Annotated in this window: 19 protein-coding genes and 1 tRNA gene; 12 read left to right on the top strand and 8 right to left on the bottom strand. The window is 72.5% G+C overall.

Going from position 1 to position 25,078, the window contains the following annotated elements:
* Window positions 1–244 precede the first annotated feature (244 nt).
* The gene (locus ACSTA4_RS07150; RefSeq protein ID WP_444962883.1) at window positions 245–1,828 is read left to right on the top strand and encodes a hypothetical protein; all 1,584 of its coding nucleotides are present in this window, start codon (window positions 245–247) and stop codon (window positions 1,826–1,828) included.
* Between the two features lie 613 nt (window positions 1,829–2,441).
* The gene (locus tag ACSTA4_RS07145) at window positions 2,442–4,247 is read left to right on the top strand and encodes a gamma-glutamyltransferase family protein (RefSeq protein WP_444962882.1); all 1,806 of its coding nucleotides are present in this window, start codon (window positions 2,442–2,444) and stop codon (window positions 4,245–4,247) included.
* A gap of 391 nt (window positions 4,248–4,638) precedes the next feature.
* Here ACSTA4_RS07145 and ACSTA4_RS07140 read toward each other — a convergent pair whose 3' ends face one another.
* Together ACSTA4_RS07140 and ACSTA4_RS07135 are read right to left on the bottom strand one after the other, a co-directional pair.
* Window positions 4,639–5,805: an NlpC/P60 family protein gene (locus tag ACSTA4_RS07140; RefSeq protein ID WP_444962881.1), complete on the bottom strand. Its 1,167-nt coding sequence runs from the start codon at window positions 5,803–5,805 to the stop codon at window positions 4,639–4,641.
* Window positions 5,806–5,968: 163 nt separating this feature from the next.
* Window positions 5,969–7,645: a bifunctional 3'-5' exonuclease/DNA polymerase gene (locus tag ACSTA4_RS07135; protein WP_444962880.1), complete on the bottom strand. Its 1,677-nt coding sequence runs from the start codon at window positions 7,643–7,645 to the stop codon at window positions 5,969–5,971.
* Window positions 7,646–7,734: 89 nt separating this feature from the next.
* On the opposite strand from ACSTA4_RS07135, the gene ACSTA4_RS07130 reads away from it, so the two are divergent.
* Together ACSTA4_RS07130 and ACSTA4_RS07125 are read left to right on the top strand one after the other, a co-directional pair.
* Window positions 7,735–8,016, top strand: coding sequence for a type II toxin-antitoxin system Phd/YefM family antitoxin (locus ACSTA4_RS07130; protein WP_444962879.1), 282 nt, complete (start codon window positions 7,735–7,737; stop codon window positions 8,014–8,016).
* Window positions 8,013–8,294 carry a type II toxin-antitoxin system RelE family toxin gene (locus ACSTA4_RS07125; protein ID WP_444962878.1) on the top strand — a complete coding sequence of 94 codons (282 nt, stop codon included), beginning with the start codon at window positions 8,013–8,015 and terminating at the stop codon, window positions 8,292–8,294. Before ACSTA4_RS07130 ends, ACSTA4_RS07125 begins: the two co-directional genes overlap by 4 nt.
* Here ACSTA4_RS07125 and ACSTA4_RS07120 read toward each other — a convergent pair.
* From ACSTA4_RS07120 to ACSTA4_RS07110, 3 genes are all read right to left on the bottom strand, one after another.
* Window positions 8,279–9,211, bottom strand: a complete 933-nt coding sequence (locus ACSTA4_RS07120; protein ID WP_444962877.1) for a 2-hydroxyacid dehydrogenase — start codon at window positions 9,209–9,211, stop codon at window positions 8,279–8,281. The two genes, ACSTA4_RS07125 and ACSTA4_RS07120, sit on opposite strands and share 16 nt — an antisense overlap.
* A gap of 57 nt (window positions 9,212–9,268) precedes the next feature.
* Complete coding sequence (locus ACSTA4_RS07115) at window positions 9,269–10,087, bottom strand: TrmH family RNA methyltransferase (protein WP_444962876.1); 819 nt, start codon at window positions 10,085–10,087, stop codon at window positions 9,269–9,271.
* A gap of 427 nt (window positions 10,088–10,514) precedes the next feature.
* The gene (locus tag ACSTA4_RS07110) at window positions 10,515–11,150 is read right to left on the bottom strand and encodes a hypothetical protein (protein WP_444962875.1); all 636 of its coding nucleotides are present in this window, start codon (window positions 11,148–11,150) and stop codon (window positions 10,515–10,517) included.
* A 412-nt stretch (window positions 11,151–11,562) separates the two neighbouring features.
* Between ACSTA4_RS07110 and ACSTA4_RS07105 the strand changes: the two genes are divergently transcribed.
* From ACSTA4_RS07105 to ACSTA4_RS07070, 8 genes are all read left to right on the top strand, one after another.
* Entirely contained in the window at window positions 11,563–13,329 is a 1,767-nt protein-coding gene (locus ACSTA4_RS07105) for a substrate-binding domain-containing protein (RefSeq protein ID WP_444962874.1), read from the top strand.
* A gap of 269 nt (window positions 13,330–13,598) precedes the next feature.
* The gene (locus ACSTA4_RS07100; RefSeq protein ID WP_444962873.1) at window positions 13,599–15,362 is read left to right on the top strand and encodes a substrate-binding domain-containing protein; all 1,764 of its coding nucleotides are present in this window, start codon (window positions 13,599–13,601) and stop codon (window positions 15,360–15,362) included.
* Between the two features lie 224 nt (window positions 15,363–15,586).
* Window positions 15,587–16,381, top strand: a complete 795-nt coding sequence (locus ACSTA4_RS07095) for a hypothetical protein (RefSeq protein WP_444962872.1) — start codon at window positions 15,587–15,589, stop codon at window positions 16,379–16,381.
* A gap of 99 nt (window positions 16,382–16,480) precedes the next feature.
* The gene (locus ACSTA4_RS07090; RefSeq protein WP_444962871.1) at window positions 16,481–18,595 is read left to right on the top strand and encodes a DUF2510 domain-containing protein; all 2,115 of its coding nucleotides are present in this window, start codon (window positions 16,481–16,483) and stop codon (window positions 18,593–18,595) included.
* An 86-nt stretch (window positions 18,596–18,681) separates the two neighbouring features.
* Entirely contained in the window at window positions 18,682–19,332 is a 651-nt protein-coding gene (gene orn, locus ACSTA4_RS07085) for an oligoribonuclease (protein WP_444962870.1), read from the top strand.
* Window positions 19,333–19,399: 67 nt separating this feature from the next.
* Window positions 19,400–19,475 (top strand) — tRNA-His (locus ACSTA4_RS07080).
* A 292-nt stretch (window positions 19,476–19,767) separates the two neighbouring features.
* Window positions 19,768–20,808 (top strand): HEAT repeat domain-containing protein, encoded by a 1,041-nt coding sequence (locus tag ACSTA4_RS07075; protein WP_444962869.1) that lies wholly within the window; start codon window positions 19,768–19,770, stop codon window positions 20,806–20,808.
* Window positions 20,809–20,953: 145 nt separating this feature from the next.
* Window positions 20,954–22,318, top strand: a complete 1,365-nt coding sequence (locus ACSTA4_RS07070) for a tyrosine-type recombinase/integrase (RefSeq protein WP_444962868.1) — start codon at window positions 20,954–20,956, stop codon at window positions 22,316–22,318.
* 74 nt (window positions 22,319–22,392) lie between these two features.
* Here the strand turns inward: ACSTA4_RS07070 and ACSTA4_RS07065 are convergent, their stop codons facing one another.
* The 3 genes from ACSTA4_RS07065 to ACSTA4_RS07055 all read right to left on the bottom strand — a co-directional run bounded on the left by ACSTA4_RS07065 (window position 22,393) and on the right by ACSTA4_RS07055 (window position 24,568).
* The gene (locus ACSTA4_RS07065) at window positions 22,393–22,605 is read right to left on the bottom strand and encodes a helix-turn-helix domain-containing protein (protein ID WP_444962867.1); all 213 of its coding nucleotides are present in this window, start codon (window positions 22,603–22,605) and stop codon (window positions 22,393–22,395) included.
* A 31-nt stretch (window positions 22,606–22,636) separates the two neighbouring features.
* Window positions 22,637–23,062: a WhiB family transcriptional regulator gene (locus ACSTA4_RS07060; protein ID WP_444962866.1), complete on the bottom strand. Its 426-nt coding sequence runs from the start codon at window positions 23,060–23,062 to the stop codon at window positions 22,637–22,639.
* A 666-nt stretch (window positions 23,063–23,728) separates the two neighbouring features.
* Window positions 23,729–24,568 (bottom strand): replication-relaxation family protein, encoded by an 840-nt coding sequence (locus ACSTA4_RS07055; protein ID WP_444962865.1) that lies wholly within the window; start codon window positions 24,566–24,568, stop codon window positions 23,729–23,731.
* Window positions 24,569–25,078: the final 510 nt, after the last annotated feature.

Here is a 25,078-nt window from a genome sequence, read left to right as displayed (position 1 = left end):
AGTGCGCGTGAACTTGTCGGCTGCTTCCTCAGATTGGGTGCGGATGGTGACCTCGTGGTTACCGTCTGCGGAGCAGCCGGTGATCCGCGGCCCATCATCTGGTGATGTGTCCGACAGTTCGACGACATTCTCACTTAATGCATCCATTTGGTCACTTCATGTACGGTTTTTGACCCCCGCGCCCATGGTCGATTACTCAGAGGCTGCGAACATCACTAGGAGTAGTCGATGGGAAGGAACACTCATGCGCAAGCACCACAAGAGGTGGGTCGCGCTGCTCGGCGCCGCCGCGATCGCGTCGTCGGGACTGGTCGGTCTCCCGGGGGCGGTGGCGGCCGACGAGAAGGACATGCGGACGCTGGCGTGGCCGGAGATCGGCCAGGGCGTCTCCTCGTACAGCCTGGACGGCTACGAGATCGGTTATCTGCCCTCCGAACTGGAGCGGCACGGGATACACGCCTCGACCACGACCGACCGGCTGGGCAACAGGCAGTCGCAGCTGTCCTGGATGCGCGGACCCGACCAGCTGCTCGGCAGGGTCTCCATCCTGCGCTCGGACAGCATGCAGCAGCTCGACGACCTGCGCGAGCGCCGGTACGGCCACCTTCCCGAGAGGACTCTGGAACGCCTGGACTCGGGCGAGGCTCTGCGCAGTGAGGCCTACCTGTCGCCGGAGACCGGCGACCTGTTCTGGCTCGACGAGCCGGGCGTGGCCGTGGCCCTGTACCTCCAGCCGGACAAGTGGGGCAGCGGTGAACTGGTCAGGATGGCGGAGTCGCTGACCAGGAAGGAGGAGGCGCCCGCGGAGGGGACCGGGGAGACCGACCCCGGGGGGCCCGGGTCGGAGGAGCCGACCGCCGAGGAGCCGACGAGCGAGGGACCGACCGCCGAGGGGCCCGCGCAGGACGGGCCGGACGCGCAGGAGCCCGCGCAGGAGGGGTCCGGCGGAGAGGCGGGCGGCGCCGACGGGCCCGGCGGGGAGGCGGGCGGCGCCGCCTCGGAGGAAGGCTCCGGCGGCGAGGCGACGCAGGAGCAGCCCGCCGAGGCGGGGAGCACCCAGGAGCCCGTGGAGTCGGCGCCCGAAACGACCGGGGAGAAGGAGTCGCAGGAGCCCGCCGGTGCGGACGGGAGCGCGTCCTCCGCCGACGGGACCGCGGTGGACGCCTCCCCCGTCGGACGGCCCGAGACTCCGGAGACCCCCGAGGCCTCCGAGACCTCTGAGACCTCACAGACCCCCCAGGCCCCGTCCGAGCAGGGCGGAGAGGCGGCGCAGGAGCAGCCCGCCGCCGGGGAGGACGCGCAGGAGGCACCCGCGGAGACCGGGGAGACCGCGGGTTCCGAGCAGCCCGGGGCGACCCGCGTCCGGATGGCCAAGGAGTGCGTCGTCAGCCGGTTCGTGAGCTTCGAGAGCGGCGAGACCCGCCTGGGCGAGATGACCCCGGCCAGCGCGGAGTTCGTGGAGCGGGCCGTTGCCACGGAGCGGCTCGGCGACGGGGACCTCGACCGCCTGCTGGCCACCGTCTGGTACTACGGCGACGAGGGCGTCAAGACCGGCGCCGTCGAGCACTGCGCCGAGGACGTCGAGATGTCGCGCACCGAACTGGAAGGGCTCATCTCCGACCTCGGCGGGATCATCGCCGTGCTCGTGGAGGAGGCCGAGAAGCACGACGCCACGCACGAGGAGAACGTGGCGCGCACGCTGGAGGAGGTGAACGCCACCCTGCCCGTGGAGGTGGACGCCACCTCGGTCATGGACCCGATCGGCGCCCAGGAGTGGGCCGAGCTGACGCGGTCCCTGCCGTGGAGCTTCCCGACCGGGACCTCCTGAGCAGGGCGCCCTCCGGTCGCGAGGCGGCGGTCGGCGGGCAGCACGGTGCGGGCGGGCCCTGAGGGCCCCCTACATCCAGTCAACCCGGGGCCGGGCGCGCGCACCAGCCCCGGGTTCCTCCTGTGGACGACGCCGTAGCGCCCGCCCCGGCCGGGCGTCCCCGCCCCCGGTCTCCGGCGCGCGGTTCCTCCCCCACCGGGCGCCCCGCCCCCGGTCCCCGGCGCGCGACTCCTCTCCCGCCGGACGCCCCGTGCGAGCACCCGCGTACGGTGCTCCCCCGCACCGCGACCGGAGACCGTCCACGGGCACCCGTCCTCCTCCGGAGAACCGGCGACGGCCCCGTGGACCGCTCGCGCACGGTCCCTCCTCGGGGCGGATCCCCGTCCCACCGGCGTCCCGCGCGGCCCGCCCCTCCCACGGCGCCGGGCACCGCTCCCACGCACCAGTCATCAACCCATTCATACGGACAACCCATGATGTAACGTCACCTCAGGCCCGAGCCCGGGTGACCACGGTCACCCTCCCGGCCTCCGCGTCCCCCACCGGGGGCAGGCCCGGACCGGACCGCGGTGGCGACCCCGCCACCACCGCCCCCTGAGGAGGACCCGCCCAGATGCCCCTCGGTTTCACCACCCGCCCCCAGCTCCGCGGCGACTTCGGCATGGTCGCCTCCACCCACTGGCTGGCCAGCGCCACGGGCATGTCCCTGCTCGAACGCGGCGGCAACGCCTTCGACGCCGCCGTCGGCGCGGGGTTCACCCTCCAGGTGGTCGAGCCCCACCTCAACGGCCCCGGCGGGGAGGTCCCCGTCGTCTTCCAGGCCGCCGGGGGCTCCCCCCGCGTCCTGTGCGGCCAGGGCGTCTCCCCCGCCGCGGCGACCGTCGACGCCTTCGCGGGCATGGACCGCATCCCCGGCAGCGGCGTGCTCGCCGCCACTGTCCCCGGCTCCTTCGACGCCTGGATGCTGCTGCTGCGCGACCACGGCACCATGACCGTCCGCGACGTCCTCGACCACGCCATCGGACTGGCCGAGCGCGGCTACCCCGTCCTGGACCGCATCGCCGCCGCCGTCGAGGCGCTCACCCCCGTCTTCTCCCGCCACTGGGCCGGTTCGGCAGCCGTCTACCTCCCGCACGGCGCCGCGCCCCGCCCCGGCTCCCGGCTGCGCAACCCCGCCCTGGCCGCCGCCTACCGGCGGATCGTCGCCGAGGCCGAGGCCTCCGGAGGCGACCGCGAGGCGCAGATCGAGGCGGCCCGTCGGTCCTGGTCGCAGGGCTTCGTCGCAGAGGCGGTCGGGGACTTCCTGTCCTCGCCCGTCCCCAGCGGCACGGGCGAGCCCCAGCGGGCCCTGCTCACCGCGCAGGACATGGCCGACTGGAGCGCCTCCTACGAGGAGCCCGCCAGCGCGGTCTACGGCGCCCACACCGTGCACAAGACCGGCCCGTGGGGGCAGGGGCCCGTCATGCTCCAGCAGTTGCGCCTGGCCGAGGCCCTGGGCACCGGCCGCGACGTGCTCAACGGGGTCAGCGCCGACTTCGTGCACGGGGTGACCGAGGCGGCCAAGCTCGCCTTCGCCGACCGCGAGGCCTGGTACGGCGACCCCGACTTCACGGACGTACCCCTCAAGGAGCTGCTGGGCGCCGACTACACCGCGCGCCGCGCGGCACTGGTCGACGGTGCGCGCGCCAGCATGGAGCAGCGCCCCGGCTCCGTCGGCGGCCGCACACCCTTCGAACCGCCGCTGTACGTGCCGGGCCACACCCCCGGCGACCGCACCACGGGCGAGCCCACGGTACGCCAGGACGCCGTCGCCAACCCCGCCGACCTGCGCGGGGACACCTGCCACGTGGACGTCGTGGACGCGTGGGGCAACATGGTCTCGGCCACGCCCAGCGGCGGCTGGCTCAGCAGTTCGCCGGTCATCCCCGCCCTCGGCTTCCCGCTGGGCACCCGCGCGCAGATGTTCTGGCTCGACCCGGCCTCCCCCAACGCCCTGGCGCCCCGCAAACGCCCCCGCACCACCCTGTCCCCCACCCTGGTGACCAGGGAGGACGGCCAGGCCGTGCTGGCGATCGGCACCCCGGGCGGCGACCAGCAGGACCAGTGGACGTTCACCGCCCTGCTGCGGATCCTCAACGGGGTGGAGAACCTCCAGGAGGTCCTGGACACCCCGATGTTCCACACCACCGCCTTCCCCAGCTCCTTCCACCCCCGCGAGACGGTTCCGGGCGGCCTGGTCGTGGAACCGGGTGTGGGGGCGGGGACCGTCGAGGAGCTGCGCCGACGCGGCCACCGGGTGCAGGTCGCCCAGGAGTGGGCGCTGGGGCGCCTGGCCGCCGTGGCCCGCGACCCCGAGACCGGCGAGCTGCGCGCCGCCGCCGACGCGCGTGCCTCGCAGGGGTACGCGGTCGGCCGCTGAACCGGCTCTGAACCGCACGGGACCGGAGGAAGACGAAACGGCACGCGACGCGGCGCGGCGCTGCGCGGAACGCACTGCACAGGGGGGTTGACAGCGCTTACCTGCATTGATGCGGGCTCTTGCCAAATCGCCCGGTCACTGCTTATGTAGACCCTGTGCGACGGCACTCCGGGAAAGCTCCCGACCGCGTTCCGTCAGAACTCAATACCACCGCATCAGGGCTCGTGCGCTGTCTCCCCCTCCCTCAGTGACGGCCCTGTTCCCCCTCCTGACCGAGGCCTGCCTTCCCCTCCCGGCTGGGTTTTTCGGACAAGGAGAACGAGCGGGCCGTGGCACCACCGGCGCGGTGGTGCCACGGCCCGCTTCGTGTGCGCTTGCGGGCCGCGCGGCGTCAGGTGTTGACGCGCACGGCTCCGGCGTAGTTGGCGGTGCGTACCGGGGTGACGCGCACGTCCAGGCCGGTGCGCGGCGCCTCCAGCATCATGCCCTCGCCCAGGTAGATGGCCACGTGCGAGATGTAGTCGGGCGCGGTGGGGTCCGTGCGCCAGAACAGCAGGTCGCCGCGCTGGAGGTCGTCGAACTCCACGCGCTGTCCGGCGTTCCACTGGTCGTGGGTGACCCGCGGGATGGACACGCCCGCCTGGGCGAAGGCCCACTGGAGCAGGCCCGAGCAGTCGAAGCCGCCCTCCGGGGTCTCACCGCCCCAGACGTACGGGACGCCCAGCTGGCTCTCGGCGTTGTCGATGACCTGCTCGATGACCGAGGGGGCCACGGCCTCGCCCTCGACCAGCGGCTCGGGCGAGTCGGCGACGAGCTGGAGGGAGACGTCCTCGCCGAGGGCCTCGGTCAGGGCCTCGTGCAGCTCGGCCAGGTCGGCCTCGGGCGCCGAGACCACCAGGGCGTTGCCCCTGGGCATGCCCAGCTCCGCGGCGCGCTCGCGGGAGACCAGCGCGTCGATCCCGGCGATGCCGGAGGTGGCGTGCGTCCACACCTCCAGCGGGACCTCTCCGCGCCCGCCCGCGACGGTGACCTCGCGGCCGACCTCCAGTCCGCGCTCGGTGCCGACGTCCTTGGACAGGGCGACGTGGCCCTCGGCGACGCCCTGCCAGATCTCGTCGGACCCGGCCGAGGGCTCGGGGGCGTGGTTGCGGAAGCTGGAGGGGCTGACGCCGAGCACCGAGGTGGGTTCGCCCTCGATCTCGACACGGGCGGCGTCCACTGCCAGGACGCTCTCGACGCCCTCGATACCGCGGACCGCCTCGACGGCCTCGCGAGGCAGGGCGCGGGGGGCGACCGCGAAGTACTCGGTGCTGCGGGCCTCGCGGAAGGGGGCCACGTAGGCGTCGCGCCGCAACCGGGAGTCGGAGACCTCGGGGGACTGCTCGGACGTCTCCTGCCGGGGGTCGCTGGCGCCGGAGGCCTCGGAGGAGAGCTGTTCGCTGATGGGGGGACGGTCCTCGACCACCGGCTCCGCCCAGGCCGGGGTGGTCCCGAAGGCGGTGAAGGCGACGGCGAAGGCGGCCGTGGTTCCCGCACACGTTCTCAAGCGGCTCCGCACGGGGGGATCTCACCTTTCTGCGAGTGAGCCGACCGGGGTGTGGGGGAACCCCTGCGGCGTACGGCCCGTTGCCGGTTTTACACTTTCCGGATCCAAGAATGGGCGTACAGGAACGAGTTTGCAAGAAGCCCACGCCGTCCGATACCGGACCGCCACCCGGTGCTCACCCGATGTTCCTCGTCACCACGGGGGTCAGCGGGAAGCGCACCGGGGTGTCCGCGAAGAGGGTGGCGCGGGTCGTGGCCTCGGCCTCGGCCACCGCGCGCACCGCCTCCTCGGCCAGGTCGGCCGGCACGTGCAGCACGACCTCGTCGTGGACGAAGAAGACGATCCCCGCCCCCTCGGGCATGTCCGGCAGGCGCTGGCGCAGCGAGGCGAGCAGGACCAGGGCCCACTCGGCGGCGGTGGCCTGGACGACGAAGTTGCGGGTGAACCGGCCCTGGGCGCGGCGGCGGCGCTCGCCGCCGGGTCCGGAGACGGCGGCGTCCCACCCCGCGGGGGCGGGCGAGGTGCGCCCCAGCCAGGAGCGGACGACGCCGCCGGCCTCTCCGGTGCGCGCGGCGGAGTCCACGTACTCCAGGGCGCGCGGGTAGAGGCGGCGCATGGTGGCCAGCAGGGGCGCGGCGTCGCCGGAGGTCTGGCCGTACATGGCCGAGAGCATGCCGATCTTGGCGCGGTCGCGGTCGCCGCCCACGTGCACGGCCAAGCGCGCGTACAGGTCCTCCTCCGCGGCCGCGGCTGCCAGGGCGTCGTCGCCGGAGACCGCGGCGAGCACGCGGGGTTCGAGCTGTCCGGCGTCGGCGCGGACGAGGACCCAGCCCGGGTCGGCGCGGACCGCCCCGCGCAGCGACCGGGGGATCTGGAGGGCGCCGCCGCCCCGGGTGGCCCAGCGGCCCGACACCACACCGCCGACCACGTAGTCGGGGTGGAAGCGGCCGAGGGTGGTCCCGTCCGGGCCGGGGCGCCTGCGCACCCAGGTGTCCAGCCACGTCCAGCCGTTGGCGGAGTGCAGGCGGGAGAGCTCCTTGTAGCGCAGCAGGAGCGGGACGACGGGGTGGTCGATCCTCTCCAGGACCCAGGAGCGGGTGGAGTCGACGGGGTGGCCGATCCACGCCATGGCCCGCAGGACCTGCGCCGGGGAGTCGGGGTTGACCTCGCGGCCCACGGCCTCGCCGATGCGGGCGGCGAGGTCGGCGAGGACGGGCGGGCGCTGCCCTGAGGGCGGCCGGTGACCGAGGAGGCCGGTGAGGATCTCGTCGTGGACGTCGGGCCGCCAGGGCAGGCCGTCGTGACTCATCTCCGCGGCGGCCAGGCCCCCGGCCGACTCCACGGCGGCGAGCAGGCGCATGCGGCCGGGGGCGGGTTCGGGGAGTTCCGCGAGGCGCCGCAGCTGGTCGGCGTGCACCTCGACCAGGGCGGCGAGGCGGTCGGTGCCCGGGGGCAGGGTGGAGCGGTCGGCCTCGAAGAGCGCGGGCTGGGCGTGGGCGGCGCCGCCCTCGCCGAGGGGGCGCACGGGGTCGTCGGGGACGGGCAGCCGGTGCAGGCGCGCCCAGGCGGCGCCCAGCGAGGAGGCCTCGCCGTGGCGGGCGTAATAGCCCAGGAGCAGGGCCTCGGTGAGCGCGGCGTCGTGGCAGCGCGAGACCCGCACCCCGGCGCGGACGAGGTCGGGGTAGACGTCCTCACCGGCCGACCACACCCAGCGGGGCGGCTGGGGGCGGGCGTGCTCGGCCTCGCGCACGGCGGCGGCCAGGTCGCCGACGCGGCGGATCGGGCCGGGGGCCTCGTCCAGTTCCTGGAGCCAGCCGCCGCCCTCGCCGTCGGCGACCACCGCGATCCGCATCCTCCCCAGTGTGCCGCCCGCCTGCGACAGTTCCGCGGATTCGCGCTTCTGTACAGACTTCGCGCCAGTCCTTGGCTACTATGGGCGTCATGACGACCACGCCTTTGACCGAAGCCCGCAACCGTCTGTCCGAACTCATCGACGACGTGGAACGCACCCACGAGAGAGTCACCATCACCAGACACGGGGAAGCGGTTGCGGTCCTCGTCTCTCCCAGTGACCTGGAGGCACTTGAGGAGACCCTCGACGTCCTGTCCAGCCCCGAGCTCCTTCGCCAGCTGGGAGAGTCCCGATCCGCCCTGGAAGCGGGCGACGTACTGGAGGCCGACGAACTCGCCGCCCTGATGGCACGGCGAAAGGGTCAGACGTGAACGACAGGGGCTACCGTCTGGTCGTCACCGGTCCGGATGCCCGGATGCTCGCCGGGCGTCTTCCGGAGAAAGTGGCGGCGGCGGTGTACGAGTTCGTCACCTCGACGTTGCTGGAGAACCCGCACCAGCTGGGCAAACGGCTTCTCCTACCTCCCTATGAGGGCACGTGGTCGGCCAGGCGCGGGGCCTATCGCGTGCTCTATGAGATCAACGAGGAGGAGCGGGCGGTGATCGTCACCGCGATCGAGCACCGGGCCGACGTCTACCGGTCTCGCTGAGTTCCGGGGCGGACCACGTTGGCCAGCGGCTCACCGGCGGCCCAGCGGGCGAGCTGGGCGTCCATGAAGGCGCGGGCGCGCGGGTAGAACGCGGCCGAACCGCCCGCGACGTGCGGGGTGAGGAACACGCCGGGGGCGCTCCACAGCGGGTGGTCCGCGGGCGGCGGCTCGGGGTCGGTGACGTCGAGGGCGGCCCGCACCCGGCCCTTCTGCTCCAGCAGGGCGCCGGTGTCCAGGACCGGGCCGCGGCCCACGTTGACCACGAGGGCGTCGTCGCGCAGCAGGGCGAACTCGCGGGCGCCGAACAGGCCGCGGGTGGCCTCGGTGAGCGGGGTGACCAGGACGACGATGTCGGCCCCGGGCAGCAGGGCGTGCAGCTCGTCCACGCCGTGCACGCCCTCGTCCGGACGGGCGCGGCTGGCCACGCGCACGACCTCGGCCTCGAAGGGCAGCAGGCGGCTCTCGACGGCCTGGCCGATGCTGCCGTAGCCGACGATCACCACGCGCGAGTCGGCCAGGGAGCGCAGCTGGGCGGAGCCCCAGTGGTGCTCCCTCTGCGCGAGCGCCCACCGGGGCAGGTCCCGCTGGGCGGCCAGGATGAGCGCGAGGGCGTGCTCGGCGGTGCTGGCGTCGTGGAGGCCGCGCCCGTTGCACAGGGTCACGTGGTCCGGCAGCAGCGGGAGCACCTGCTCGTACCCGGCGGACAGGAGCTGGACGACCTCCAGCGACGGCATCCGCGCGATCATGTCGAGCCGCGCGTCGACGCCCTGGGTGGAGGGGGCGTAAGGCACCTGGTAGAAGGTGACCTCGTCCAGTCCGCTGCCGGGCGCCGCTCCCCCCGCGTAGAGGTCCACGGTCAGGGAGTCCGGGGCGTTGTCCCTGTTCTGCTCCCACTGCACCAGCGTTCGGCCGCCCATGTCGCACCGCCCTTCCCCTCGGTCCATCTCAGGCGCCACCCTAGCGGGACGGCCGCGTCAGCCGCTGGAGCGGGTGAGCTCGTAGCAGGCGATGGCGGCCGCGGCGGTGACGTTGAGGGAGTCGACGTCGCGGTCGGCCATGGGGATGTGCACCCGGGCGGTGGCCCGCTCCAGCCAGCGGGAGGAGAGCCCGTCGCCCTCGGTGCCGAGCAGGAGGCCGACCCGGTCGCCGGGCGCGAGGGCGGCCATGGCGTCGCGCAGGGGCAGGGAGCCCTCCCCCGGTGTGAGCGCCATGAGGTGGAACCCGGCCGCGCGCAGGGTGTCCAGACCGCCGTACCAGTCGTCCATGCGGGTGTGGGGCAGGGTGAAGACCGCGCCCATGGACACCTTGACCGCGCGCCGGTACAGGGGGTCGGCGCAGCGGGGCGCGAGCACGATCGCGTCCACGCCCAGACCGGCGGCGCTGCGGAAGATGGCGCCCACGTTGGTGTGGTCCACCAGGTCCTCCAGGACCACGATGGTGCGCGCCCCGGCCAGGACGTCGTCGAGCGGGGGCAGGGCGCGGCGGTGGAAGGCGGCCAGCGCGCCGCGGTGCAGGTCGAAGCCGACGAGTTTCTCGGCGGTGTCCTCCTCGACCACGTACAGCGGCGCGGAGGAGGCGGCGACCACGTCGTCGAGCGCCTCGGCCCGGCGTTCGGTGAGCAGGAAGCTGCGGGGCTCGAACCCGGCCGCGGCGGCCCGGCGGATGACCTTGTCGCCCTCGGCCATGAACAGCCCGTGCTCGGCCTCCAGGTGGCGGCGCAGGTTCACGTCGCGCAGGCGGGTGTAGTCGGCCAGGCGCGGGTCCGCGGGGTCACTGACCTTGATGACGTCCATGGGGGACGATTATCTCCGGTCCGCGAGGGTTTCGGTCCCGGGGCCGCCCACGGGGTTGGCGGAGCCCGACCCGAAAGCCGTGCACAGGGTTGGCGGAGCCCGGTCCCCAGGCCGTCCACAGGGGCGGCGCGGGGCTGGTGGCGCGGTCGGCGGCGCGGCACACTGGAAAACGGGGGGACCACCCCCCTGCTATCGGCGGCGCGTGGCGCCCCCGTCATCGAGCCTACGTCCGCGCCACCGCGCCCGGAAGCCCCGATCGCGGCCTGTGGACGGGCGTCCGGCCGACGCGGGCCCTGCCGCGCCGCGGGTCGATCGCGGACATCTGCCCGGCCGCGCCACGGGCCCTGGCACGCCACGGATCGGGCCGCGCCACGGGTCCGACCGCGCGGCAAGCCTCACCGCGCCCGAGACCCGGCCGCGCCGTCCGTCAGCTGATCTGCTCGGTGAGGGCGCGCAGGCGCTGCCAGCGCGCCTCCTCGCAGGAGCCTTTGCGGGTGAGCGTGGTCTCGACCTCCTGGCCCTCCCAGGTGCCCACGATGGTGGCCTCCTGGGGCCCGTACACCTTGTCGGTGCACACGGTCCCCTCGCGGACCTCGGTGAACAGCAGCGCGCTGCCCGTGTTGACGGCCTCCGTCGGCTCCGCGTCGCCCGCGTCGGCCTCGTCACCCGTGTCGTCCGCGTCGCCTTCCGCGGCCCCGCCCCCGGCCTCGTCACCGCCGCCCTCGGCGGCGACCGACTCCTCCTCGACGGTGACCGGCTCGCCGGTGTCGGCGTGGAACTCCTCCGCGACCCGGGCCAGCTCGGCGCAGGCGGCGGGGTCCTCCTCCAGGTTCCCGGTGCACATCAGCGTCTGCACCCAGGCGCGTCCGCGGTCGCTCACCTGGACCTGGAGCCGACCGCTGGGCCCCTCCTCCACGACCTCCTCGGGCTCGGCCGCGTCGGGGGCCAGGTCCGGGGTCATCGCGGTGGTGGCCCGCACGTCACGCTGGTCCGGCGGCAGCATCGACGGACCGACGATCGCCCCGTAGGCGACCGCGCCGAGGCAGCACGCTCCGGCGAGCATGGCGGTGCCGAGAGTGCCTCGGCTCCGGTGTTCACGATGCGATGGGGACATGCCAAAAACCCTCGGGGGTCGGTGTCACGGGACGTCCACTGGGGAGTGTGGGCTGGGTGTGGACGCGGGGCCTAAGCCTAGCGGGGAGCGCCGAGTGACCCTTGACGGGCACGGTAACAAAGCGATCACCCCGGTCTGGTCGGGAAGGGCTTCCTCTCCTGCATTACCAACGAGTAAGGTCCTGGAAACGTGTCGTTCGCGCCTCACGGTGTGGTTGTTCGTCCTCCATACCGTGTGACGCCGTCGGGCGCGCGGGGGTTCGCACCTCCTTCCGCGGGGCCGGTGCCGTGGCACCGCGGGGGCACCGCCCCGCCCCGGCGTCGGCCCCGCTTCGACCCCGCATTGACCCCCCGGAGTGCCCGTGCCCAGTGGACGCCACCGTCAGGCCTCACCGACCGCCGCGAACACCCGCAGGGCGGTCGCGTCGCCGTTGGGGATCACCGCGATCGCCGTCGCCCTGATCGCGGCGGCCGCGGTCGCGGTCCCGGTCGGACTCGACATGCTCGGCTGCGGCGACACCCGCTACCTGCGCGTGTCGGCGACCCAGGGCATCGCGCCCGTGCTCCGCGAGGCCGCGGGCGAGTTCAACGACGAGCGCCCCAGCTACGACGGCGAGTGCGTGTACGCGCAGGTGGACGAGATCGCGCCGCACCGCATCATGAGCGCCCTGTCCGGGGGCCGCGCGGGCGACTCCACCATCGCCCCGCACGTGTGGGTGCCCGAGTCCTCGGCCTGGGTCGAGCTGACCCGCGTCTCCGGGAGCGGCACGCACCGCATCGACACCGACCCGCCCTCGCTGGCCAGCTCACCGGTGGTCCTGGCCGCGCCGCGGGGCAGCGAGGGCGTGCCCGGACCCGACGGGGCCGAATGGCCCCTGGTCCTGCCCGACGACCGCGAACGCCCCCTGGTGATGGTCGACCCCAACCGCGGCGCCGACGGTATGGCCGTCATGCACGCGGTCCGCCGTCACCTGGGCACCGGTGACGAGGCCGACACCGCCATGACCGACTTCGTGCGCGACGTGCAGCTCGACAGCGCGTTCGGCGAGATCGACCTCGCCACCTTCTACACCTCCGGCCACGACGGCGGCGGGAGCGGCGAAGGCGGCGGAGGGCGCGTCGACCCGCTGATCGCCGTCCCCGAACAGGCGGTGGTGTCCTACAACGCCGACCGCGCCGGGTCCGCGCCGCTGCTGGAGGCCCACTACCCCGCCGAGGGCACCGTCAGCCTCGACTACCCCTACGTCACCACCACCGACACGGCCTCGCTGCGGTCGGCCGCCGCCGACCTGCACGAGGTGCTGCGCCGGGACTCCTACCGCGCCCAGCTCCGGGATCTCGGCTTCCGCGACCCCGACGGAACCCTGTCCGGCGCGGCCGGCGCGGACCCCGACGGGTTCGGTGTGACCGCCGACGAGCCGCCCACCCACGACGACCTGACCGGGGACGCCCTGCTGGCCTCGGTCACCGACTGGAACCGGCTGTCGATGCCCAGCCGCACCCTGGTGCTCGCCGACACCTCCGCGAACATGGCGCAGGACCTCGACGGGGGACCGAGCCGGATGGAGGTCGCCCAGCAGGCGGCGCTCATGGGCCTGTCGCTGTTCCCCGACGAGACCGACATGGGCCTGTGGCTGATGTCGGACGAGAACGCGAGCGGGCGCGTCGAGGCCGCGGACATGCACCCCCTGGGCGAGACGGAACAGGGCGACACCGCCACCCGCCGCAGGGAGCTCATCGGGGTGGCCGAGGAGATCGCGGTCCGCGGCGGCGGTTCGCGCCTGTACGACAACATCCTGGCCGCCTACGACCGGGTGCAGGACGACTACGACGAGGACAAGATCAACAGCGTCATCCTGCTCACAGCCGGGCAGGACGAGGGGTCCAGCGACATCACGCACGCGGACCTGGTGGCGGCGCTCCAGGACCGCTTCGACCCCGAGCGGCCGGTCAGCATGTTCATCATCGCCTTCGGGTCGGGTGAGCAGCAGGTCGCGGAGGAGGAGCTGCGGCGGATCGCGGCCGCCACCAGCGGTTCGCTGTTCGTCACCGACGACCCCGACGAGATCGGCGACATCTTCCTCAGCTCCATCTCGCGGCGTCTTTGCGTGCCCGACTGCGACAGCTGACGACCGGAGCCGTCTCCGACCGGCGCGGTCTCGATTGGGTATCGGAATCGAATTTCGTTCCGCCCCGCCCGGAAAGGAGAACGCGGGACGAACGGACGGAATCCCCGAGGTGGTCGGCGCTGTGCCCGGGTTCACACCCGCGGGCCCCCGTCAGGGCCGACGTGGGAGCGGCACGGTCGGCATTAACCCGGTCTGGACTGTTGAGTACCGTTTCCCACCAGTAACACCCCCCTGCACCCCCCGTCCGTACACCACCCGTGAGGAAAGCTGTGGGACGTCACCGCGGAAGATACGCAGAAGAGACCTCCGGCCGGTCCAGGCGCCGCCGCGGCCGCGGCGGCGCCTTCGCGGCCCTGGCCGCCGCGCTGGTGATCGTGGTCGGCCTCGCCGCGGTGGGCGTCTACGTGTTCGGCCGGTCCGATGGCTGCGGCGGCTCCGACATCGCGCTGGACGTCGCGGTCAGTCCCGAACTCGCCCCGGCCCTGACCGACGTCGCCTCCGACTTCAACGCGGAGGAGCACCAGGTGGACGGGAGCTGCGTTCAGGTGCAGGTGCGCCAGGTCGACTCCGCCAACGTCGCCTTCGGTATCACCGGCGCGGGCGCCACCATGGGCGACACCGATTCCGACGTGTGGATCCCGGACTCCTCCCTGTGGCCGCGCCTGGTCCAGAGCCAGGCGGGCGACGCCGTCATCACCGAGACGGGCACCTCCGTGGCCCGTTCACCGCTGGTCCTCGCCGAACTCACCGAGTTCGCCGACGAGGACTCCCCGAGCAGCTGGGCGGAGGTCGTGCCCACCACCGCCCCGGGCCAGGAGGCGGAGCGCACCGTCCGCGTGGTCGACCCCGCCCGCAACGCCACGGGCCTGGGCACCCTCTACCTCCTGCACGGCGCGCTGGAGGAGGCCAGCCCCGACACCGCCGCGTTCAACGCGCGGATGACCGCGGCCCTGCAGTCCCTGCACCGGGGCGCGTCCTCGGACGAGGAGGCCGCCTTCCTCGCCCTCAGCGGCGGCGCCGCCGAGGCCCCGCCCATGATGGTGATGTCGGAACAGGCCGTGTGGCGCTACAACGCCGCGCACGGGGACACCCCCGCCCAGGTCGGCTACATGGAGGGCGGCACCTACTACCTCGACTACCCCTACGTCGTGCGCAGCGAGGAGAGCGCCGTCACCCGCGCCGCCGAGGAGTTCCGCGAGGCGGTGCGCGGGGAGGACGCGCGGACCCGGCTGCTCGCGGAGGGCTTCCGCGGCCCCGAGGGCCAGATCGACGCCTCCGTGCTCACCGAGGAGGTCGGCTTCGCCGCCGAGCCGCCCACCGAACTGCCCACGCCCGCGGCGGAGTCGATCACCGGGCTGGTCCGCACCTGGAACCAGCTCAAGATGGACTCCCGCGTCCTGGCGATCGTGGACATCTCCGGCTCGATGCTGGCCGAGGTGCCCGGGACCGGGATGACCCGCATGCAGGTGACCGGTGCCGCCGCCACGCAGGGCTTGGAGATGTTCACGCCCAGTTCGGAGCTGGGCCTGTGGGAGTTCTCCACCAACGTCAACAACGAGCTGCACTACCAGGAGATCGCGCCGATCCGCGAACTCCAGGCGGCCGCCGACGACGGTACCGCGCACCGGGACGTCCTGGCGGGCGCGCTGGCCGCGCTCCAGCCGCTGCCGCAGGGGGACACGGCGCTGTACGAGACCTACCTGGCGGCCTATCAGGAGATGTCGCGCACCTACCAGCCGGACCGGACCAACGTCATCCTCATGCTGACCGACGGCGACAACGACAACCCCGGCGGTCTGGGGCTGGACGAGCTGATGTCCCAGATCGAGTCCCTGGCGAGCCCGTCGCGGCCGATCCCGATCATCACCATCGCGTTCGGGCCCGACGTGCAGAACCTGGAGCCGCTCCAGGAGATCGCCGCCGCCACCGGCGGCGCCGCCTACATGACCGAGGACCCCACCGAGATCGGTGAGATCTTCCTCCAGGCGTTCTCCCTGCGCATCTCCGAGGGCTCCGAGGAGGCCACGGAGTAGTCGGAACGGCGTCCGGGCCGCGGGCCCGGACGCCTCCCTCTCCCCACCCTCCCCCCGCGCGGCTCCGGCCCCTTCCCATGGAACTCCGACGGGCGGTGACAAGTCCCTGTCCTTCGAGTGAGGGGCTCTGGACTTCTCCGTTGCGGTGGCGTACTCAGAGAGGAGTCGGGGATGCTCCCGCGGTACCGGAGGCCCGGCACACGACGACCGGACGGGGGAAGGCCATGACGGAGGCGTGGATGCCCGGCGCCGAGAGGTTCGGCGGCGGGACGAGCACCCGGACAGCCCCCGGGATCGGCGCTCCGCGCGCCGTGTGGACGGTGACGGGGTCCGACCCCGGGGCCTGGTCCGCGCGCGAGGAGGCGCAGCGGCTGGTGAACGAGGGGCGCGAGGCGCACCTGGTGTGGAACCCGCTGACCGGCGACGTGGTCCAGACCCTGGCCGCGACCTGCCGCGGACGCCTGCCCCTGGGCGGCACGCGCCAGTACGAGCTGTACCACGACCACGGCCATGAGGGGCGGGTGTGTCTGGTGGTGGCGGTGGTCTCCTCCGGGGAGGCCCCCTTCACCGACGGCCCGCTGCACGGGCTGTCCCCGATCCTGGCGTGGCTGGACTCCTGGGGGGTGGAGCGGGTCTGGCGCGCGGACCCCGTGGGACCGGTGGCGGGGACCGTGGACGCGGGGAGCCCGCGGAAGAGGAGCGGGGAAGCGCGGGCGCCGGGCACGGGGAGCGCGGCGGCGGACACTGTGGCGGCGGGCATCGCGGCGGCTGGTGGCGCGGCGGCGCACAGCACGGCGGCGCACGCCGCGACGGCGCCGCATTCGGACGAGGCCGCGCGCGCGGCGCGGGTGGCGCGCGCGTGGGCCAGGGGAGGGCACTTCGGCCACGACCAGGTCCCCGGCTCCTGCGCCAAGGGCCCCGGCAGACTGGACACCGCGCGGCTGCTGGCCACCGGCCTCGTCCCACCGCCGAGCGGTCCGCGCGCTCCCGCTGGTCCGCGGCCCTCCGCGACGAGGTGAGTACGCCGCGGCGGGAGAAAAATGGTCCGGGTGCTCTGACCACCGGTAATCGGACACCACTGGTTCATCGCCGTTCCGCAACCCTTTAGTCTGTCGCCCATGGGTGGATCTATCGAGCCGGGTTGGTACGCGGACCCGCAGGGCGACGCGCAGACGCTCAGATGGTGGAACGGCAGCGAGTGGACACGGCATACCCGTTCCCTGAGCGAACTCCAGGGCGGTGGCGGTCCGGGTGACGAGGAGGCCGCGACCACCCACCTGGGCGGATCCGGGCAGGGCGGAGCCGGACAGGGCACCCCCGCCTCCGACGACGAGGACCCCGGAACGGTGCGGCTGGGCCCCGCCCAGGAGCGGTCGGCGGCACCGATCGACGACGAGCCCAGCACCATGCGCATCAACCCCTCCTGGGCGCAGGGATCCCCCCAGCAGGACACCACCCCGCCGTCCCCCCAGCCCCCGATCGACGACGAGCCCAGCACGATGCGGATCAACCCGTCGTGGGCACAGGGTTCCCCCTCCTCTCCCGCCTCTTCCTCCTCCCCCGCCTCACCGCCCCCCGTCGCTCCCATCGACGACGAGCCCAGCACCATGCGCATCAACCCCTCCTGGGCGCGGGGCGGCGGCGATGACGAGGAGCCCACCGCCGACCTGAGCGGCACGAACGCCACGATGCGCGTCAACCCGGCCGACCTGCCGGGCCGCGGCGGCCCCGGGGCGAGCGACGGGTACGGTGCGGGCGACGGGGCGACCGTTCGGGTCAACCCGGCCGACCTCCCCCGGCGCGACGAGGACGATCTGCCCACCGCCGACCTCACCGACGACGAGATCCCCACGTCCAACCTGACCGACGACGACCTGGGCGGTGAGGCGCCGCGCACCGCGGTGTTCGACCCGGCTGGTCCCGGCGCTTCCGGCACTCCTGGTACCTCTGGCGCTCCCGGTGCTCCTGGTGTTCCCGGGTCGGCGGGGGCTCCGGGTGAGGCTCCGCGCACCGCGGTGTTCGACCCGGGCGACCCCGCGCTCCAGGGCGGCGGGACCTCCGGTACCGCTGTGTTCGATCCGGGCGACCCGGCCTTCTCCGGGGGCGCGGCCTCCGGGAGCGGGGCCTCCGGGGGCGGGACCGCCGGTACCGCGGTGTTCGACCCCAACGACCCCGCCTTCTCCGGAGGCGCGGACGAGGGGGACAAGAAGGGCGGCAAGTTCAACAAGTTCCTGGGCAGCCTCAAGGAGGGCTGGTCCGACCTGTCCGAGGAGCGCAAGGAGCAGCGCCGCCACTCCGAGGAGGAGGCGACCAAGCGCCGCGAGGAGGAGCGGGTCCGCAGGGAGGCCGAACTCCAGGAGGAGGCCAAGCGCCGCGAGGAGGAGGCCCGGCGTCGCGCCGAGGAGCAGCCCCCGGGCGCACAGGGCCCGGGCGCCGCTGCCGCCGCCGGTTCGGCGGTCGGTGCGCAGCCGGGGGCCCCGTGGCCCCCGACCGGGCAGCCCGATCAGCCCGGCCAGCCCGGTCAGAACCCCTCCGAGCAGCAGGCCCCGGGCCAGCAGCCCTCCGCCCAGCCGTTCCCCGGCGCCCAGCAGCCGCCGGGCTTCCCGCCCGCGCAGCCGCACTCGGGCCCCCAGCAGGGGCACTCCGTTCCGCCCGCGGGCACGTCCGGACCCCAGCAGGGCATGTTCTCGCCCCAGCGCCAGTCGGGACCGCAGCACCCGCAGTCGGGGCCCCAGGCCGGTTACCGCCAGCCCCCGCCGCCCCAGCAGGGTGGTTTCGGTCCGCCCGGTTACCCGCCCCCGCAGCAGATGGGCGGCCCGAACACCCCGGGGCGTCCCCCGCAGGGCATGCCCCCCGGCGGTCCGCCGCCCAACCAGCGGGCCAACCGGCCGGGCCCCCCGCCCGGGTACCCGCCGGCCCCCGGCCCCATGGCCAACACCCCGGGCGGGCAGCCGCCGATGGGCGGACACCCCGGAGGCCCGCAGTGGGGCCAGCCGGGTCCGGGGCAGCCCCCCGGGCCGGGACGGCCCTACCAGCAGCACCGCCCGCAGAAGCCCAAGAAGAAGCGGGGAGGGTGCAGGAGCTGCGGCTGCGGCTGCTTCACCTTCCTGCTCATCCTGCTCGTCCTCCTGGTCCTGGGCTACCTCCAGTTCTGGGGCGTGTGGGACTGGATGTACGCCATCTTCGGCGTCGGTGAGCCGCCCGGCATCTCGGACCCCTGGATCTGGGACTGACCCGGGCTCAAGGGGGCGGTCGGACACGGTCCGGCCGCCCCCTTCGTCATCCCCCGGAACTCCCCGCAACCCCTAAGCTGACCGGTATGAATGACAGTTTGGTGTGGATTGACTGCGAGATGACGGGCCTGGACTTCGAGCGCGACGCGCTGATCGAGGTGGCCTGCCTGATCACCGACGGCGAGCTCAACATCCTCGACGAGGGCGTGGATGTCGTGATCAGACCGCCGCAGGCCGCGCTGGACCGCATGGGGGACTTCGTCCGCGACATGCACACGACCTCCGGCCTGCTGGAGGAGCTGGACAAGGGCGTGAGCCTCCAGGAGGCCGAGGACCTCGTCCTGGAGCACATCCGCCAGTACGTGACCGAGCCGCGCAAGGCTCCGCTGTGCGGCAACTCGATCGCCACGGACCGCACCTTCCTGGCCCGCGACATGAAGCGCATCGACGAGTTCCTGCACTACCGGATGGTCGACGTGTCCTCGATCAAGGAACTGCTGCGCCGCTGGTACCCGCGCGTGTACTACGCGAGCCCCGAGAAGAACGGCGGGCACCGGGCGCTCGCCGACATCACCGAGAGCATCCACGAGCTGCGCTACTACCGCGCCGCGGCCTTCGTGCCCGAGCCCGGCCCGAACTCGGCCACCGCCCGCGCCATCGCCGCCGACGTGGTGGCCGGTGGCACCGGCGCGGAGGCGCGCGAGGCGACTCTCCGAGACGACGCGGCGGAAAACTGATCGAAGCACTCCCCGGAGTCCGCTAAGCTTTCATACGTACGCGGGGCCGAGAGGCCCGGCGCACGTGGTGGGTGTAGCTCAGCCGGTAGAGCACTTGGTTGTGGTCCAAGAAGTCGCGGGTTCAAGTCCCGTCACTCACCCCAGAGGCGAAGGCCCCTGACCAGCGCAAAAGCGCAGTGGTCAGGGGCTTTCGCGCGTCCGGGGGTGCACCAGCGGGTGCACGGGGGTAAAGGTTCGCTCCGCGAGTGTGCACCACCCATCCCGTCACTCATTCCCGGATAGGGCCCATCCAGGCGCACAGAAACCACTGCGCCCGCTCGTAAGGGCCGGGCCTACCCCAGGCTCGCCAACGCAGCCGGGTTCCACGCAGCCCAGAGGACCGGCGATAGCGCAGAGCGCTACTGTGCCGGAAGGGAACCAGGACGGGAAGAGAACATGGACGACGAAGCGCCCTGTGGCCCTAGGCACAGCAATAGCCTCGCCGACCTGGACCGCGAGTTCGGAGCTGGAACCGAGCGTGACGTCCGCGTGTTGGTGACGCGGGTGCACCGCGAACTGGCGTCGCGCGCGGAGTACGCAAAAGTCCCCTGGGGACTCTTCCACCATGCCAGCGGCCGGGCCGACGACGTCGCCGAGCTGCTGACGCAGATCCGCTCCGGTAATCCCCGTGCCGCCGCGCAGGCGCTCTCCTCCCTACACCACGGTGTGCGCCACCAGGGCGACACCTACGCTCCCGCAGCCCTGGCCGTACCGTTCCTGCTCCGCATCGCCGCTGATCCCTCTTCGCACCACCGCGCGGAAGTACTACAGCTGGCAGCCGAATCCGGTCGGCGCAACCACCACGGCGACGGGTCAAGAACCGGATTACTCCAGACCGCCTATCCACCGGGATACTGGTTGTTCGACTCCTCCGGTTACCCGATGCACTGGTCGATTCAGGCCTCCCGGGAAGCTCTCACCGCAGAAGTACGGATCGTCCTTGAACTCCTCGACGATCCTGATACCGCTGTACGTTGCTCTGCCTGCTACGCCCTCGCGGCGGTCACCGGCGAGGTCGAACGGACCCTGGCCGCCTTGCACAGCCGACTGAAGGTCGAGAAAGTGCCCGAGGTGCGGGTCAGCCTGGTCCTGGCCATCGCACAACTGGCTCACGAGCACCACACAAGCTGGAACGTCATCACCTGGACCCGTGAACTGTGGTCGTCCTCGGACCAGTCCGCCGAGACACGACTGGGTGCTGCACTCGCGTGGCTGTGCCTGACGAAGGATCCGGTGCCCGATCAGCTTCTCTCGGTCCTGGCTCAGGTGCTCACGTCGGTGGTGGTCAACACCATGTCCCGGGTGCCGTGGATGCAGTACGTCGACACCAACAACACCGGGGTGTACCGCTGCCTGACCCAGATGCTCGACACACTCGCGCAGCAGGTGCTCGGCGAGAACACGCAAGATCTACAGGAGCCCGACCCATGGGCGTAAATACAGCAACTACTCAAAATCGACATAATATACTTTTTCTTTCAAAGACGCATGGAAATGCCATCCTGTTGCTCCGCGCGAAAGTTCTTCAAGAACCTTCGCCGATTCCCTTCGCTTCGGCCCGCAACCAAGCGATGGTCCACGCATGGCAACCATCAACCAGCGCACGCTGGCCGACGGGCGTACCCGGTACTGGGTGAAATGGCGGCTCGGCGGCACCCGCACCGGCGCGCCCCAGTCCGAACCGTTCGACACCCACGCCGACGCCCACACCTTCAAACTCCACGTCGAGGCCGCCGGCCACCAGTGGCCCGAGAACTGGATCCGCCGCCAGGGCTGGGCCCCGGGATGGGTCCCCGGCCACGGGTGGGTCAGGAGCGACGAGGAGGACGACGAACCCGAGGCCGAGCCGGTGCTGTTCGCCGACTACGCCCGCGACCTCGTCAACTCCATGACCGGTATCGAGGAGCGCACCCGCGCCGACTACCACCGCGACCTGGCGATCCACCTGATCCCCCGCTTCGGGCGGGCGAACCTGCGCGATCCCGCCCAGCTCAAACCCAAGGACGTACGCGCCTGGATCAACCACCTGCGCACCGGCGTCCCCGACCCCGCCGCCCCGTACAGGACCAACACACCCAGCCGGGGCCGGAAGAAGGAACCGGGGTGGCTGCGCAAACCCCTCTCCCCCAAGTCCATCCACAACCTGCACGGGCTGCTGTTCACCGTCTGCGAGGCCGCCGTGCGCGAGGATCCGCCGCTACGCCCGTCCAACCCCGCATCGCGTACCCGCCTGCCCCGCATCGACGACGGCGAGGGCGAAGCCGACATGTGCTTCCTGACGAGGGAGGAGTTCGCACTGCTGCGGGACTCCATGGCCGAGGACGTACGCGACATGGTGGAGGTGTTCGTGCGCACCGGGATGCGCTACAGCGAACTGGTCGCCCTCCAGGTCCGCGACATCACCCTGACCCCCGCCATCGGCCCTGACGGGCAACCACTCACCCGGGGACACCTGGACGTGCGGCGGGCGTGGAAACGCTGCCTTGACAACACCTTCCGGCTCGGCGCACCCAAGACCCGCAGCTCTCGCAGGCGCATCCCGCTCTCCCCGGGTACCATCGACCTCCTGCGGCCTCGGCTGGAGGGCAAGGGCCCGGAGGAGTTCGTGTTCACCACCGACCGGGGGTCCTGGTGGCGGCACTCCTCCTTCTACGGGCGCAGGTGGGCGCCCGGGGTCAAGGAGGCCCAGCGGCGTGGGCTGGGCAAGAAGCCGCGCATCCACGACCTGCGCCACACCCATGTGGCGTGGCTGATCGACAAGGACGTGCACGTGTTCAAGATCCAGCGCCGCCTGGGCCACACCTCGATCACCACGACCATGGACCGGTACGGGCACCTGGTCACCGACATCGACGACACCATGATCGAGGCCATCGACGGACCACCCGCCGGGAGCGCTCCCTGGACCGATCCCGGCGATGAGCAGCGTCTGCGCCTGATCTCCTAGAGCCGCTACGGGTCCCGGGTATGCCGGTGAGGCGGGTCGAACACCCGCCCCACCGGTTCACTTGGGCTTCTCGCCTACCGGGTACGCGGCCACCCGTGGGCGTGGGCGAGCCGCCGTCCGGGAGCCGCCTGTTGGGCGGCCCGCTCCACGATCTGTTCCAGGTCAATGGCGCTGAAGCGCACGTGCTTGCCGAGCCTGCGGTGCGGTACCCGCCGCAACCGGACCCGTTCGCGAAGCCACGACTCAGGTACCGCGAGCACCCGCGCCGCCTCGGGGATCGTCAGCAACCGCTCCGGCACCTTCCCCTCACCGCCGTTGTCAGGCCGCCCGGTCGGGACCATACTCACCTCCCCCGCGTTCGTTACGTAGAGCGGAGCGGAACTGGCGGCGCTCGTCCTCGGAGGCGCCGCCCCACACCCCGTAGAGTTCGCCGCGCTTCATCGCCTCGGCCAGGCAGTTGATCTGCACCGGACACATGCGGCACATCCGTTTGGCCGCGCGTACCGACCCTCCCTGGCCGGGGAACCACAGGTCCGGGTCCTGGCCCCGACAGGCCGCGTAGGCCTGCCACCCACCAGGCCCGCCCCCAGCGTCGCCCCTGACAACACCGGGCCGTGTGCGGCCGCCAGACGGCCCGTCCGCGCCCGACGCACCACCACCGCCCGTGGGGCGCGAGCCCCGGGTTCGGGCCGCCACGTCACCCACCAACGGCCCCCGGTTTCCCAACGGTGCCTGTCGTCGCATGTCCCCCATGTCCGCCCTTCCGTGATCGGTCACGATCCGCCCAGGACCCCACCGCACGGCATCTGACCTGACCCCGCACTGTGGGTGTTCTCGCCCTGATGAACCCCGAAGAAGACACCCGCCACCGCGGATGCGACATCGGCTCCGAAACTGTGTCCGCGAGGTCGCGCCTGCGCAGCGCCGCCTCCACTCGCTCGACCGGTCGCGAAGCTCGTCCGCGCCATCGCACGAGGGTCGTGTGAGAAGAGCAGGCACGCCGCCGTCCTCCTGGGCCTGCTGGGCGATCTTGACCGCGCCGCTGCGCCACCACCGAGCAGTACAGGCAAGACCAGAAGCAACAAAGGGACAAGAGCTTCCAGCAGAGGAAGAGCAGAGGAGACGGGGCCGCTGTGGTGGGCGGTGGCTTGGCGTTGAGGGTGTGCGGGGGCGTTCGCGCCCCCGCACACCACGGGGCGCCGCCCGCCCCACGTGAAGAGGACTACCTCCTTGGGTAGACAGCCGGGGCGGCCGGTGGACCACCCCCAAGCCCGGCCGACCTGCACTGTGACTGTTCTCAGGGGTGGTCCACCCAAGGCCGGACCCCCACACGGACGAGCGGGTGGAGTAGGCATTGGCCCTGTCACAGGCCCACCCATCGGCCCGCAGGTTCACCGCGCTTTTGGGGGCTCACCACTCGTTCTCCTCGACCGTGGGGTAGGTGCGGGCGATCTCGTGCAGGGCGACGATGCGGGGGTGGGTGGCCGAACGCCAGATCCGTGCGCCCGCTCCCGGAGCCACCAGTTGCTGGTGGGTGGTCAGGTACACCCCGACGCGGTCGGTGCAGTCCCCGGCCAGCTTCTGTGCCGCGTTCTTCTCGCGCTCGGTGGAGTGGAGGGCGAACAGCACCACCGCGGCGGGGGTGCGGTAGCGGGTCAGGCGTTTGTAGCCGCGCATCTTGTTCTTGAGCTGGGTCAAGGACTCGGAGCCGGTGTCGTACTCCACGAACGCCGTCAGACGCACCCCCTCCTGGTTCCACCTCACCTGGGCGTCGGGGCGCACGTCGTAGCCGTAGCGGCGTTCGCACTCGCGTTCACCGAGCCACCGCTCCACCTCGGCGCCGCACTGGCGGGCGCTGTCCAGAAAGTCGACCCGGGTCTGGGCCAGGCCCAGCATGTGGTCCAGCTGGGGTGAGTGGGCCAAAGCCAAGACGCGGTCGGCGCGGAACTTCAGCGCGTCGGGTTCCTTGCCCTGGTGCAGGGCGAGCAGGACGGCGCCGGTGGGGGTCAGGACCCAGTGGTCGGGGGCGTTGCGGTCGTGGGCGTGGCGGCGGAAGCGGTTGAGGACCCCGTAGCGGTACAGGGTGAGCAGGCGTGAGCGGGCGCGGCGTGGTCCGGCGTCGGGGAAGTAGATGCGGTGCAGGTGGTGGGTGGTCATCACCCGGTGTTCCCAGAGTCCGGCCAGGATCTGGCGGTCGCGGCTGGTGATTCGGGGCGCCAGGTGGATCAGTGTCTTGGTGTAGTCGCTCACGCATGCCCTCCCGGGGCCGTCGCGGTCTGGTGCTTTGAACTCCCTGATGAAGACCGTGCAAGCGCGAATGCGACACCCGAGGGAAGAACTTTTTCCCGGGTTCAGCCCCCGAAGGCGGGTTCACTTCGGGTTCAGAACAGGTTCAGAACGGGTTCAGTGGACACACCCACCCCCCACCAACGCCTTCGGGGCGGCGCCACGTGCGTGGCGCCGCCCCGAGGTGAAAGCGGGTTGCTCAGCGGCGGATGTCCAGCCAGGTCCTCACCGCAGCGGCCAGCTCATCGAACTCCCCCGGCCCGCCCGCGCCGGGAACCCGCTGCCTGCGGTCGGATACTTCGTCTGGGTGGTGGAACAGGTAGGGGCGCACGCCCCGCACCCCGTCGTCATCGACACACCAGCCCTGCTCGGAAGGGTGGGGGCGGCGAGGACGCGGTACTCGCACCGGCCCGGGGACGGGCCTGGTCTGCGGGGCACCGAAGGAGGCACCTCCCGGCCTTGCCCACTTCGCTG

Source organism: Nocardiopsis sp. M1B1, from assembly GCF_052466615.1.
Note: the sequence above shows the minus strand (reverse complement) of the source record. Positions and strands in the feature narration are given on the sequence as shown.

Coding starts and splice junctions, on each gene's coding strand:
- ACSTA4_RS07150 (WP_444962883.1), top strand. CDS start 245: ATGCGCAAGCACCACAAGAGGTGGGTCGCGCTGCTCGGCGCCGCCGCG.
- ACSTA4_RS07145 (WP_444962882.1), top strand. CDS start 2,442: ATGCCCCTCGGTTTCACCACCCGCCCCCAGCTCCGCGGCGACTTCGGC.
- ACSTA4_RS07135 (WP_444962880.1), bottom strand. CDS start 7,645: ATGCGGATCGCGGTGGTCGCCGACGGCGAGGGCGGCGGCTGGCTCCAG.
- ACSTA4_RS07130 (WP_444962879.1), top strand. CDS start 7,735: ATGACGACCACGCCTTTGACCGAAGCCCGCAACCGTCTGTCCGAACTC.
- ACSTA4_RS07120 (WP_444962877.1), bottom strand. CDS start 9,211: ATGGGCGGCCGAACGCTGGTGCAGTGGGAGCAGAACAGGGACAACGCC.
- ACSTA4_RS07115 (WP_444962876.1), bottom strand. CDS start 10,087: ATGGACGTCATCAAGGTCAGTGACCCCGCGGACCCGCGCCTGGCCGAC.
- ACSTA4_RS07110 (WP_444962875.1), bottom strand. CDS start 11,150: ATGCTCGCCGGAGCGTGCTGCCTCGGCGCGGTCGCCTACGGGGCGATC.
- ACSTA4_RS07095 (WP_444962872.1), top strand. CDS start 15,587: ATGACGGAGGCGTGGATGCCCGGCGCCGAGAGGTTCGGCGGCGGGACG.
- ACSTA4_RS07090 (WP_444962871.1), top strand. CDS start 16,481: ATGGGTGGATCTATCGAGCCGGGTTGGTACGCGGACCCGCAGGGCGAC.
- orn (WP_444962870.1), top strand. CDS start 18,682: ATGAATGACAGTTTGGTGTGGATTGACTGCGAGATGACGGGCCTGGAC.
- ACSTA4_RS07075 (WP_444962869.1), top strand. CDS start 19,768: ATGGACGACGAAGCGCCCTGTGGCCCTAGGCACAGCAATAGCCTCGCC.
- ACSTA4_RS07070 (WP_444962868.1), top strand. CDS start 20,954: ATGGCAACCATCAACCAGCGCACGCTGGCCGACGGGCGTACCCGGTAC.
- ACSTA4_RS07060 (WP_444962866.1), bottom strand. CDS start 23,062: ATGCGACGACAGGCACCGTTGGGAAACCGGGGGCCGTTGGTGGGTGAC.